General features: G+C 63.1%; 15 protein-coding genes. 9 read left to right on the plus strand and 6 right to left on the minus strand.

Annotated elements, in window-relative coordinates; all coding sequences use genetic code 11:
* The first annotated feature begins 346 nt into the window (after positions 1-346).
* From fba to H2O14_RS06465, 3 genes are all read left to right on the plus strand, one after another.
* Entirely contained in the window at positions 347-1,411 is a 1,065-nt protein-coding gene (gene fba / locus H2O14_RS06455) for a class II fructose-bisphosphate aldolase (protein ID WP_182826988.1), read from the plus strand.
* A 210-nt stretch (positions 1,412-1,621) separates the two neighbouring features.
* A complete protein-coding gene (locus H2O14_RS06460) occupies positions 1,622-1,885 on the plus strand; it encodes a hypothetical protein (protein ID WP_182826989.1) in 264 nt (87 codons plus the stop codon).
* Between the two features lie 12 nt (positions 1,886-1,897).
* Positions 1,898-2,440: a helix-turn-helix transcriptional regulator gene (locus H2O14_RS06465; RefSeq protein ID WP_182826990.1), complete on the plus strand. Its 543-nt coding sequence runs from the start codon at positions 1,898-1,900 to the stop codon at positions 2,438-2,440.
* 742 nt (positions 2,441-3,182) lie between these two features.
* On the opposite strand, the gene H2O14_RS06470 is transcribed toward H2O14_RS06465, so the two are convergent.
* Complete coding sequence (locus H2O14_RS06470) at positions 3,183-3,398, minus strand: DUF4287 domain-containing protein (RefSeq protein WP_182826991.1); 216 nt, start codon at positions 3,396-3,398, stop codon at positions 3,183-3,185.
* On the minus strand, positions 3,395-3,874 hold the full coding sequence (locus H2O14_RS06475) for a VOC family protein (RefSeq protein WP_182826992.1): 480 nt from the start codon (positions 3,872-3,874) through the stop codon (positions 3,395-3,397). The genes H2O14_RS06470 and H2O14_RS06475 overlap by 4 nt, the downstream gene beginning before the upstream one ends.
* Positions 3,875-4,116: 242 nt before the next feature.
* On the opposite strand from H2O14_RS06475, the gene H2O14_RS06480 reads away from it, so the two are divergent.
* The 6 genes from H2O14_RS06480 (at position 4,117) to H2O14_RS28785 (ending at position 8,145) form a co-directional block, all read left to right on the plus strand.
* Positions 4,117-5,058: a hypothetical protein gene (locus H2O14_RS06480; protein ID WP_182826993.1), complete on the plus strand. Its 942-nt coding sequence runs from the start codon at positions 4,117-4,119 to the stop codon at positions 5,056-5,058.
* Positions 5,059-5,172: 114 nt separating this feature from the next.
* A complete protein-coding gene (locus H2O14_RS06485; protein WP_182826994.1) occupies positions 5,173-6,393 on the plus strand; it encodes a calcium-binding protein in 1,221 nt (406 codons plus the stop codon).
* Positions 6,390-6,662, plus strand: a complete 273-nt coding sequence (locus H2O14_RS06490) for a hypothetical protein (protein WP_182826995.1) — start codon at positions 6,390-6,392, stop codon at positions 6,660-6,662. The genes H2O14_RS06485 and H2O14_RS06490 overlap by 4 nt, the downstream gene beginning before the upstream one ends.
* Complete coding sequence (locus H2O14_RS06495; protein WP_182826996.1) at positions 6,659-6,907, plus strand: hypothetical protein; 249 nt, start codon at positions 6,659-6,661, stop codon at positions 6,905-6,907. Before H2O14_RS06490 ends, H2O14_RS06495 begins: the two co-directional genes overlap by 4 nt.
* Positions 6,908-6,937: 30 nt before the next feature.
* Positions 6,938-7,405 (plus strand): hypothetical protein, encoded by a 468-nt coding sequence (locus H2O14_RS06500; protein WP_182826997.1) that lies wholly within the window; start codon positions 6,938-6,940, stop codon positions 7,403-7,405.
* Positions 7,348-8,145, plus strand: coding sequence for a calcium-binding protein (locus tag H2O14_RS28785; protein ID WP_182826998.1), 798 nt, complete (start codon positions 7,348-7,350; stop codon positions 8,143-8,145). The genes H2O14_RS06500 and H2O14_RS28785 overlap by 58 nt, the downstream gene beginning before the upstream one ends.
* A 24-nt stretch (positions 8,146-8,169) precedes the next feature.
* Here H2O14_RS28785 and H2O14_RS06510 read toward each other — a convergent pair whose 3' ends face one another.
* From H2O14_RS06510 to H2O14_RS06525, 4 genes are all read right to left on the minus strand, one after another.
* Entirely contained in the window at positions 8,170-9,495 is a 1,326-nt protein-coding gene (locus tag H2O14_RS06510; RefSeq protein ID WP_182826999.1) for a sensor histidine kinase, read from the minus strand.
* Positions 9,492-10,160, minus strand: a complete 669-nt coding sequence (locus tag H2O14_RS06515) for a response regulator transcription factor (RefSeq protein ID WP_182827000.1) — start codon at positions 10,158-10,160, stop codon at positions 9,492-9,494. Before H2O14_RS06515 ends, H2O14_RS06510 begins: the two co-directional genes overlap by 4 nt.
* A 2-nt stretch (positions 10,161-10,162) precedes the next feature.
* On the minus strand, positions 10,163-10,585 hold the full coding sequence (locus H2O14_RS06520; protein ID WP_182827001.1) for a PepSY domain-containing protein: 423 nt from the start codon (positions 10,583-10,585) through the stop codon (positions 10,163-10,165).
* Between the two features lie 166 nt (positions 10,586-10,751).
* The gene (locus tag H2O14_RS06525) at positions 10,752-11,165 is read right to left on the minus strand and encodes a hypothetical protein (RefSeq protein ID WP_182827002.1); all 414 of its coding nucleotides are present in this window, start codon (positions 11,163-11,165) and stop codon (positions 10,752-10,754) included.
* Positions 11,166-11,251 lie beyond the last annotated feature (86 nt).

An 11,251-nucleotide genomic window follows, 5' to 3' on the forward strand; every position in this document is an offset into this window, starting at 1 on the left:
TCCGCCTGCGGTTTTGGCCGATCGCGCCGCGGCTGGCAAGGGCCGGGAACACAAGCGGAGTCAGCACGTTTTCTTCGACACTGAGGCACGTACGGCAAAGATCAGCGCGACATTTATAAAATCGATTTAAATATTTTATCCCGTCCAGGCAGGAAGAGTGGAATGTCGGAGGACTGATTTCATTTCAAAATTTCAAATTGTTTCCGGTCTTGACTTTCATTTTCCGAGATTGCACCTAGACGGGGACTTAAATGTTTAATTCCGTTTAAAACGTTTGAAATGGCAAACGTCAAACATGGGACTAGACTTTCCATATCGCCGACACAGGGAAACAGGAGGATAACACGTGGCGCGCATCACGCTCAGACAGCTTCTCGATCACGCAGCCGAATACAGCTATGGCGTCCCCGCCTTCAACATCAACAATATGGAGCAGGGACTGGCGATCATGGAGGCCGCTCAGGCGACGCGCGCGCCGGTGATCCTGCAGGCGAGCCGCGGCGCCCGCGCCTACGCCAATGACGTGGTGCTGGCGAAACTGATCGACGCGCTGGTCGAAATCCATCCCGACATCCCGATCTGCATGCATCTCGACCACGGCAACAACGAAGCCACCTGCATGACGGCCATCCAGCACGGCTTCACCTCGGTGATGATGGACGGCTCGCTCAAGGAAGACGGCAAGAGTGCGGCCGATTACGACTACAATGCCGGCATCACCCGCCGCGTGGTCGACATCGCCCATTGGGGCGGCGTCTCGGTGGAAGGCGAAATCGGCGTGCTCGGCTCGCTCGAACATGGCGGCGGCGAGCAGGAGGACGGCCACGGCATCGAGGGCGAGATTTCCCACGACCAGTTGCTGACCGATCCGGACCAGGCGGCGCAATTCGTGCGCGACACGCAGGTGGATGCGCTGGCGGTGGCGATGGGCACCAGCCACGGCGCCTATAAATTCTCGCGCAAGCCGGATGGCGACGTGCTGGCGATGAGCGTGATCGAGGCGATCCACGCCAAGTTGCCCGACACGCATCTCGTGATGCACGGCTCGTCGTCGGTGCCGGAAGACCTGCAGGAGATCATCAACAAGTTCGGCGGCGAGATGAAGCCGACCTGGGGCGTGCCGGTGGAGGAAATCCAGCGCGGCATCAAGCATGGCGTGCGCAAGATCAATATCGACACCGACAACCGCATGGCGATGACCGGCGCGATCCGCAAGGTGCTGTTCGAAAACCCCAGCGAATTCGACCCGCGCAAATATCTGGCCCCGGCCATGGCGGCGATGAAAAAGCTCTGCACGCAGCGCTTCGAAGAATTCGGCACGGCGGGCCATGCCGACAAGATCAAGCCGATCGGGCTCGCCGAGATGGCCAAGCGGTATAAGAGCGGCAGTTTGGCGCCCAAGGTGGGGTGAGGTCTCAGCAGGCTGGATGAGGACGGAGCCGGGGGCCGGGAGGCCTCCGGTTTTTTCCGTTTTCGGTTTAGGACGACTTTTACCTAAACCTGCGAGCGCACGAGAAGACCACCTCTTTTCAATCTAGAGAATATATAGCACCATAAGCACAGCCCTTAAATTTCGGTTGTCACTTGACAACTTCACCATGTTCTACGACTATGGAGCCTGATGTTGCGCGCCCATCATCCGAAGAAGGATATCGAGGACGCTTTGAAATATGCCGAAGCGTCAGGTTGGCGCATCAGCGTCGGGGGAAGCCACGCTTGGGGCAAGATGTTCTGTCCCTATCGAGAAGATGTGTGCCGATGCGGCGAGTTTTGCATCACCAGTATCTGGAGCACGCCAAAGAACTCGGCAAACCATGCCAAAGGGCTGCGGCGCGTGGTCGACAATTGCACAACGCGCAAAAAGACCGCGACGACCAAGATATGACTGGGTGAATAAATGCCGGATTACAATTTCACACTGAAATACCGCTTGGCTGATGATGACGCCGATCATGACGCGATCGTCGAGCGGCTGGGCGAAGCGGGCTGCACGGATGCATTGGTCGGCCTCGGGATTGCGGGTCGGCTCGCTTTACGGTTTGACCGGGAGGCCGACGATGCGCGAAACGCGGTTCGAACCGCGCTCGAGGACGTCAAGTCCGTGCTGCCGACCGCAACGCTGGTCGAAGTCCATCCCGATATCGTCACCGCCACCGAGGTCGCGGAACTCGTCGGAAAAACCCGACAGAACATCCGTAAACTCATGCTGTCTCATTCTGATTTTCCGAGCCCCGTCCATGACGGTCCATCGGTGACGCTTTGGCATCTCTCGGACGTGCTGGACTGGCTGGAGACGCGTCAGGACTATAAGTTGGATAAAGCTTTGCGAGAAACGGCTTGCGTTGCGCGTGAGTTGAATATGGCGAAAGAAGTAGCACGTAGCCACAGTCGCGAAGCAGCGGCGGAGTACGATTTTGTTGACAATCGTCGCCTTGGTTAGGGAGCCCGCGAGCGTTAGGCGGACGAGGAGTAGTACGCCTCAAACATCACAAACATGATAGAACAGGAGGCGGCTTACATAGTTCCAATTATATTTCAGACCGGCAAAGGGGAAGTTACCAACGTAGACTATTCACGCGCAGTAATAAGAGTGTCAGCAGTTTGGCCGCAACGTGATATGCCTGCTATTCCACTGATCGCAATGATAGATACCGGAGCCGGACGTTCTGTAGTTGACAAGAGGCTACTGCCGACTTCTTTGATTCCGATTGAATTCGACGTACCTTCAATTGCTGTCCATGGATACCGTAGGTTGTAGAACGCCTATGATATGACTCTAGGATTTGATTAGTCCTTTATAAAGGTAAAAATAATTGCGGTCGCGATAGAATTCAATAGTGTCGGATATCAGATGATACTAGGAATAGACTTTTTAAGACTTGGTCGATTGACTATCGATTACAGGAATCAAACACAGTCTTCATTTATTTTCCATGAAACTTAGAACACACAAGATTCGAAACTCGATCAAGATTCTACGGCGCTTAGCGTTCGCATTCCGCCCTTCACCCTAAGGCTTGTCTCTAAGGCTGAAGTCTTTTCCCAAACCGCCGAAGCTTCCATCAGATGCGCGACCCAGGCAGATGCTCGGCGTAGATCGAGCAGGACTTACGTGGCGGCCGGCGCGAACATGTGGCTCGCACATTGCTCTGCCGAGCTGTAGAATGTGTGCGTTCGCCCCCTCACCCGCCCTTTTCCTCCGCCAGCGTCTGCGCCACGATCGCATTGGCGTGGCCGTGGCCCATGCCGTGCTCGGTCTTCAGCATCGCCACCAGCTCCATATGCCTGGCGGGAGCGCGCGCCCGCACCAGCGCCTGCCAGTCGGCGATCGAGCGGCCGTATTTCTTTTCGATGGCGGGAAAATAAGAAGCCGGGCCTTTGATCTTGTCGTCGGTCATTGCGGTTCCCGTCTCGCGGCGTCGATGGCGGCGACGTCGAGTTTCTGCATGGTCATCATCGCGGCGAAGGCGCGGCGGGCCTCGTCGCCGCCGGCGGCCATGGCGTCGAGCAGCGTGCGCGGGGTGATCTGCCAGGAAACGCCCCAGCGATCCTTGCACCAGCCGCAGTCGCTGGCCTTGCCGTCATTGCCGATGATGGCGTTCCAGTAGCGGTCGGTCTCTTCCTGGCTGTCGGTGACGATCTGGAAGGAGAAGGCTTCCGATTGCGTGAAGGTCGGGCCGCCGTTGAGGCCGATGCAGTCGATGCCGGCGACGGTGAATTCCACCACCAGCACGTCGCCTTCGCGACCGTCCGGGAAATCGCCCGGCGCGCGGATCACGCGGCCGAGACGGCTGTCGGGAAATGTGTCGGCGTAAAAGCGGGCGGCGTCTTCGGCGTCGCGGTCGTACCAGAGGCAAATACGGTTGCTGGACATGGCTCTCCTCCCCGTCCTGTTCGAAGGCCGATCCTGTCAGGGCGACGGAAAGCGCACAAGACGCGCGATGTGAATTTTCTCGCCGCTTGCCATCGAGGGGCAGCACCGGATTGCGGCGATCGCGACGCCCTCTTCGGAGAGTGCGGAGAATATCTGCGGTCGAGCCCGATCGAGAGATTGACTTGGCGGCGGATCTGCGGATTTTTAGCCATGATGTAGAATTCTTGCGGATGGCGCTGTTCATGAACCAGACACCGGTGGCGGTCCGCGCGAGGATGGCGCGGGCGCAAGATGCGGCGGCCATGCTCGGCTTTCTCGAACGCCATCTCTGGCGCAGGACGGTGACCGACCCGGCTTTGCTGGAGTTCTGCGCCGAGCGTCTTGCGGCAGGCACGTTGCGCGGCGGCATGATCGAGGAGGTTCACAACCGGGCGGACGATCCTCTGGTGTTGTCGGCGGTCGGCGCGAGCGCTTTCGTGACCGATGAGGCCATTGCGGAATTCCTGACCGGCGACAGACCCATGGGCGCCCTGGACATGTTGTTGAAGGCCGGACGCGGCGAAGGCGGCATTCTTGCGCGCGAAAGCGATATCGCCGCCGGCAATTCCGGCCCGGGGCTCAACCTGCTGGTGATCGGCTTTGCGCATCGCTATGACAATCCGGAGGATCCGCGCTGCCGGGTGCTTCTTGCCCGCGCCATCGGCCATTTCGTCGAGGCGCATTCCGGCTTTCTGCTCAAGCAGGCGGCGCGCGAGGATCCCGAGCCGGTCGCCGGCGTGCTGATCAGTTCCGGCATGCGCGAGATCCGACGCTACCGGCTCGGCGAGATGGAGATCGCCCTCACCCATCGCCGCCGCGACGACGCGCTGCCGATCTTTCCCGATTCCATCACATCGCAGATCTTTGCGCATGCGCCGCCGATCATTCGCTTCTCGCCGGCGCAACGCGGGTTGCTGGAGCTGGCGAGCCAGGGAATGACCGACGAGGAGATCGGCGCGGCGCTCGACATTTCGATCAACACCGTCAAACGGACCTGGAAACTGATTTACGAGCGCGTCGAGGAACGCGCGCCGCAGGTGATCGCTCCCAGACCGGCGGGACCGGCGCATGTGCGCGGCGCAGAGCGCCGGCGGCACCTGATGTCCTATCTCAAGCAGCATCCACAGGAACTGCGCCCGCACTGACGCGCGGCGGCGCCGTCGAAAAACCACGCAGGGAGCAACGCCGGGACCCTTTTAGGGTGATTGCGGAACGGCCGGCGGAGGCCAAACATATCGCCATCTCCAAGGAGAGGCGCGATGACCCTGAAGACGCATTTTCTCATCACCACCCGCACCACCACCTGGGCGATCGACAGCGATGCAGACGTGTGGATCGTCAAGCCCGCCGGCGCGATCCTCTCCAATCTGCAGGATGGCATCGTCGAATCCGTCGGCGCCTCCAACAACACGATCGACATCCAGGGCGAAGTGCGCACCAATGTGCTGAAGGAGAATTCGGCGACCGCGATCCTGGCCCAGGGCGACGGCACGGCCATCGGCGTGGCCGCCAACGCCAATGTCGAAGGATATTTCGGGATCATGCTGTCGGGCTCCGATCAGCGGGTCGTCAACGACGGCGTCGTGCATGGCGGCGACGACCGCGGCTATGGCGTCTATATGCGCGGCGACAAGGGATCGACGGTGGTCAATTCCGGCTCCATCGTCGCCGACACCGCCGTGTTCGTCTATGCCGGCATCAACCAGTCGACGCCCGACGGCGAGACGGTGATCACCAATACCGGCACGATCTATGGGGTCGACACCGGCGTGGAGACCCATAGCGGAGCGGGCGATTATCTGAAGCTCGTCAACAAGGGGCTCCTGAAAGGCGAGGAGATCGCCTATAGCGGCGATATCGGCTCCGACAGGATCACCAACAGCGGCACGATCGCGGGCGATGTCGTCCTGGCCGGCGGCAACGACTATTTCCTGAACAAGGGCGGCAGACTGATCGGCAATCTCTATGGCGGCGACGGCGACGACACGCTGACCACCACCAACTCCAGTCTCAAAATGATCGAATCCGCCAACAAGGGCTATGACACCGTTTATTCCTCGGCCAATTACGCGCTGAACGCCAATGTCGAGCAGTTGCTGCTGGCCGGCGGCAAGAATATCAATGGCGACGGCAACGAGATGGGCAACGCCATCGACGGCAATGCGGGCGCCAACCGGTTGCGCGGCTTTTCCGGCTCCGACACGCTGTGGGGCCATGCCGGCAACGACGTTCTGATCGGCGGCGGCAATGGCGACATCTTCGTCTTTTCCGAAGGCGACGGGCGCGACCGCATCGCCGATTTCCAGAATGGGTCGGACCTCATCAACCTTTCGGGCTGGACCGAGATGGAGACGTTCGCCGATGTCCGCGCCCATCTGCGCGTCGACGGCGACGACATCGTCATCTCCGCCGGCGGCGACAGCCTCAGGCTCACGGATGTCGATCGCTCGGAGATCAACAAGACGGATTTCATCCTGTGACGGCGCGCGCAAAGCTGCAGCGCCGCGCCCTGCGGGGCCTGCTGCCGACGGCGATCGCTGCGGCTGTGGCGGGACCGGCGCTCGCCGATGACTGCCAGCCGGTGGCCGACGCCTTTGATCTCCTCGGCAAAGCCCCCGCTTATCGGCAAGTCACCAGTCTCGACGGCAAGGTTCTGCTCGACAGCATCGCGATCGGCGACGATCTCTATGTCAGGGACGGCGAAAACTGGACCAAGACCTCGCTCAAAAAGGCCAGCGCGCGGCGATGACCAAGCACATGGTTCCCGACGCCGCGAGCCTGAAGGATTGCGCTGTAGCCGGCGACGAGACGCTCGATGGCGCGGCCATGCATGTCTATGATTACACGCCGCCCGCCGTTCAAGGCGTGGGCGATCCCGGCCCGCAGCGGGTTTGGATCGGCGCCGATGACGGCCTGCCGCACCGTGTGACGAGCGCGCGCGCCAAGACGGACGCGCGGCTCACCTTCGACGGCGTCACAGCCCCCGCGCCGTAAAGGCGCAGTCCAACAGGAAAGGAGCGCCCGATGGCCGGCGTCTCGCATGTCTACGGCAACTTCGCCTCTACAGTCGCCATCGACACGGATGGCGACGCCTGGACGTTCAAGCTGGGCGGAATATCCCCGAGCGCCGGTCCCGGCATCCAGATGGTCGATGGCGCCGAGGGCAACGTCATCACCGTTCATGCAAACGTAAGGACCATCGCGGAATTTGAATCCGCCGTCGTGCTGTCAGGCTCAGACTGGTTCATGTCTATCAGCTCGCTGGCCGAGATTTCGGGCTATAACGGCCTCTATATCGACGGTGGAGCTTCGGGGACGACGTCGTTTCTCGTCAATGACGGCGATATCATCGCCAATGGCGGCGCGGGCGTGACCATGGCGCCGAAAGCGCAGTCGCCCTTGTCGATCACCAATTCCGGGCTGATCTCGGGGTGGTGGGGCTCGAATCCGTGCGCGGCGCCAATTACGTCACCAACGCGAAGGACGGCGTGATCAGCGGCTCCTCCATCGGCGTGCTGATCGACGACAGCAGCCAAGCGCATCTGCTCAATCTTCAGAATTTCGGCCTGATCAAAAGCGCCAACACCGCCATCCAGGGTTCGAAGGCCACCGATCATATCGAAAATTCCGGCCGGATCCTCGGCGATGTGAGGCTCGGCGCCGGTGATGACTACTTCGACACCATGGCCAAGGGCTCGAGCGTCGACGGCAAGATCTATGGCGGGACTGGAAACGATTTGATCCTCTTGCACAGCGCCGCCACGATGCTCATCGAAAAGGCCGGACAAGGCTATGATAAAGTCATATCGAGCGTGAATTACTCGCTCAACGCCAATGTCGAATCCCTGTCTCTCGAAGGACTGAAGGGGCTGACGGGAACCGGCAACGAATTGAACAATGAGCTCAACGGCGACGACGGCAACGACACGCTCCGCGGCATGGCGGGCAATGACACTTTGTTCGGCGATGTCGGCAACGACGTGCTGACCGGCGGGGCCGGCAAGGACATCTTCGACTTCTACACGACCCAGGGCCGCGACCGGATCACCGATTTCCAGAACGGGCAGGACCGCATGGACATCCACCTCTGGACCGGCATGGACACATTCGCCGATGTGAAAGCGCATGCATCGATGGTCAGCGGCGACCTCGTGCTCAAATTCGGCGCCGATGTCCTGACGGTGGAGGGCCTGACGCTGATGACGATGGACAAGACGGATTTCATCTTCTGACGGACAGCAATTCCCGCGCGGCTCTCACCCGCGCCGTTCGGGGAAGGAAAGCCGCGCCTCGAGCCCGCCCAGCGTGGAGACGCCGAGCGTGAGGTCGCCGCCATAGGCGCGGGCGATATCGGCGCTGATGGCGAGGCCGAGGCCGGAGCCGGAAGCGTCGGCGCTCGCGCCGCGGGCCAGCATGGCGGCGCGGTCGGCTTCGGTGAGGCCGGGGCCGTCGTCGCCGATGGCGAGAATGACCGCGCCCTCCTCCCGCCGCGCTTTCGCCTCGATACGGCGGCTCGTCCATTTGGCGGCGTTGTCGAGGAGATTGCCGATGGCTTCGGCGAGATCGGCGGGATCGGCCTCAAGGCTCAGACCGGAGGGACAGTCGATCCGCCAATCGATGCCGCGATCCTCGGTCAGGGGCTTCAGCACCTGCACGAGCTTGCCCATCAGCGCGCCGACATCGGTGGTGGCCATGCGCTCGACGCCGAGCCTCGCGGCCTGCAATTGCCGGTCGGCGCGCTGGCGGACAAGATCGATCTGACGGAGCGCGAGATCGGCGGCGTCGGGATCGAGCCGGCTGGTGAGCTGGGCGAGCACGGTGAGCGGCGTCTTCAGCCCATGGGCGAGATCGGAGGCGCGCTGGCGGGCGCGTTCGATGGCGGTTTCGCGCTCGTCGAGCAGCAGATTGATCTCGCGCACCAGCGGACGGACTTCGAGCGGGCCTTCGTCATCCAGCCGCGCGACGTCGCCCGCCCGGATGCGGGCCACGACGCCGCGAAGCCTGTCGAGCGGGGTGAGCCCCAGGGCCGCCTGGATGAAGGCGGCGGCCGACAGCACCGCCGCCGTCAGCAGCAGCATGGTGCGCAGCCGCGCATGAAAGGCCTCGAGCGCGGTGGTGATTTCACGCTCCGCAAACGCGACGCGGACGGTGAATTCGCCCGCCTCGGGCGCGTCCTCCAGCCGGGACCTGCGGCTGAGCACCAGAACCGGCGCGCCGTCGGGTCCCGCCGTCGTCTCGAAGGGCGGCATGTCGGAGGCGGTGAGCGGCTCATCGCCGAGCCTCGTGTCCCAAAGCGAACGGGACCGCAGCGGCTCTTGTCCCCCGGCCTCGAACTGCCAATAGCGGCCGCCCGCCGGCGCGCCGAGACGGGTGTCGGACCAGGCGGCGTTGAGCGTGAAACGGGTCTTGTCCCAGACCGCGGCGGCGGCGACGCTGTCGGCGAGCGCGGTCATCTCGGCGACATAGCGGTCGCGGACATAATCGGTGAAGAGCCGGCTCAAGGACCACCAGACGGTGGCGAGCGACAGCATGACCGCGATCACGGCGCCGATGGCCAGGCGAAAGCGAAGGCTGCGGATCATGCAGGCTCATCCGTGATGAGATAGCCGAAGCCGCGCCGGTTCTCGAACGCGTCGGCCGCGGTCTTGCGGCGGAGCCGGGCGACCATGGCCTCAATGGCGTTCTTGGCGCTGTCGTCGTCACGGCCCTGGACATGCAGAGCGAGATCGAGCGCCGGCGCCGGCCGGCCCCGGTTCTGCATGAGATAGGCGATCAGGCGATATTCCATGGCGCTGACGTCGATGGGTTTGCCGTCGAAGCTCACCCGGCGGGCGGCCTCGTCGAGCGTGAAGCGGCCACAGCGCGCCACGGGGGCGGCGGCCGAGCGGCCGGCGCGGCGCAGCAGCGCCCTCAGACGCGCGAGAAGTTCCTCGGGCCGGAAGGGTTTGGGCAGATAGTCGTCGGCGCCGGCGTCGAAGCCGTCGACGCGCTCCATCCAGGAGCCGCGCGCGGTCAGCACCAGCACCGGGGTCTCCACCCCCGCCGCCCGCCAGCGCTTGAGGATCGACAGGCCATCCATGCCCGGCAGGCCGAGATCGAGAATGATGGCGGCGTATTCGCCGATCTCGCCCTCCTCCCAGACTTCGGGACCGGTGCTGCGGCGCTCGACCACGAAGCCCGCGCCGGCGAGCTGGCCGCCCACGAGCTCGGCGATCGACAGGTCGTCCTCGGCGATCAGAATGCGCATGTTCAGGATCCCAGCAAGGAGAGGACGCGACCGCTCCGCGCGTCGATCCGCAGCGTGCGGATGACGCCGGCGTCGTCACGGATCTTGAAGCGATAGAAATAGCCGCGCATGCCTTTGCTGAGCCTCACGTCGATCACATCGCCCTCCATCTTGCTCTCGACGAGCTTGAGCGCCCTGGACAACGGCATCACCTCGCCTTTGAGGCGCTCCTGGCGCGCATCGTCATGGCTGAGGCCGGCGCGATTTCCATTTTTGCCGTCGCCGTCGTCGTCGCCATGATCGTCTCCGCCGTCATCGCCGCCATGGTCGTCGCCGCCGTCATGGCCGTCGCCGCCCTTGCCGCCGCCGTCATCGGCGCGCGCCGGTCCGGCCCAGGCCGCAGCCATGCCGAGAAGAAGCAACAGGAGATCGCGGCGCGCCAGCATGACGAGGTTCCAGGAATGCGAGACAGGTGGTCACGATCATGGCCCGCGAGAGGTCCCGCGGTCAATCGCCCCAAGGCCCCGCCGCGCGGGACGGCGTGGCGGGGCTTCGGGCGGGAGATCCCGCCGGACCGGCGTGCGGCGGACGAGGCGCCGGTCATCGTAGACGTCAGCCGCGCTTGCCGTCGCGCCCGCCATGGTGACCGTGGCCGCCATGATGATTGCGGTCGCGGTCGCGGTCGCGATTACGGTGTTTGCCGTGTCCCTTGGCGTCGTCGTCATCGTCGGCGCCGTGATCGTCGCCCGCCTCGTCGTCGTCGCCGCCGTGATCGTCGTTCAGGTCGTGATCGGGGCCGTCGTCGGAAGAGGCGCCGTCGTCATCGGAGCCGTCGTCATCGCTGGACGAGGAGTGATGCTTGCCGTGCTTGCCGCCCTTGTCGTCGGGCCGGGTCTTGTCGTCGCGCCCCTTGGCGAAGGCGTCGCCGGGGCCGAACAGCGACGGGGCGGGCGCGGCGACGATGGCGGCAAGCGCCATCACCGAGCCCAGCAACAGGCGACGACGTGATTGACTGGTGGTGTTCATGTGCGTTTCCTCTCTCCAAACGGCCGCGGACCCATCCTGCGGCCCGGGCGATCCCGCCCTTGCAAGAGACTATGGCGGATCGCCGC

Origin of the sequence: Rhizobium sp. G21 (genome assembly GCF_014158035.1) — a bacterium.
In the GTDB taxonomy this organism is placed as follows: Bacteria; Pseudomonadota; Alphaproteobacteria; order Rhizobiales; family Rhizobiaceae; genus Rhizobium_E.

Coding starts and splice junctions, on each gene's coding strand:
- H2O14_RS06480 (WP_182826993.1), top strand. CDS start 4,117: ATGAACCAGACACCGGTGGCGGTCCGCGCGAGGATGGCGCGGGCGCAA.
- H2O14_RS06485 (WP_182826994.1), top strand. CDS start 5,173: ATGACCCTGAAGACGCATTTTCTCATCACCACCCGCACCACCACCTGG.
- H2O14_RS06525 (WP_182827002.1), bottom strand. CDS start 11,165: ATGAACACCACCAGTCAATCACGTCGTCGCCTGTTGCTGGGCTCGGTG.
- H2O14_RS06495 (WP_182826996.1), top strand. CDS start 6,659: ATGACCAAGCACATGGTTCCCGACGCCGCGAGCCTGAAGGATTGCGCT.
- H2O14_RS06465 (WP_182826990.1), top strand. CDS start 1,898: ATGCCGGATTACAATTTCACACTGAAATACCGCTTGGCTGATGATGAC.
- H2O14_RS06520 (WP_182827001.1), bottom strand. CDS start 10,585: ATGCTGGCGCGCCGCGATCTCCTGTTGCTTCTTCTCGGCATGGCTGCG.
- H2O14_RS06475 (WP_182826992.1), bottom strand. CDS start 3,874: ATGTCCAGCAACCGTATTTGCCTCTGGTACGACCGCGACGCCGAAGAC.
- H2O14_RS06470 (WP_182826991.1), bottom strand. CDS start 3,398: ATGACCGACGACAAGATCAAAGGCCCGGCTTCTTATTTTCCCGCCATC.
- H2O14_RS06515 (WP_182827000.1), bottom strand. CDS start 10,160: ATGCGCATTCTGATCGCCGAGGACGACCTGTCGATCGCCGAGCTCGTG.
- H2O14_RS06510 (WP_182826999.1), bottom strand. CDS start 9,495: ATGATCCGCAGCCTTCGCTTTCGCCTGGCCATCGGCGCCGTGATCGCG.
- H2O14_RS06500 (WP_182826997.1), top strand. CDS start 6,938: ATGGCCGGCGTCTCGCATGTCTACGGCAACTTCGCCTCTACAGTCGCC.
- H2O14_RS06460 (WP_182826989.1), top strand. CDS start 1,622: ATGTTGCGCGCCCATCATCCGAAGAAGGATATCGAGGACGCTTTGAAA.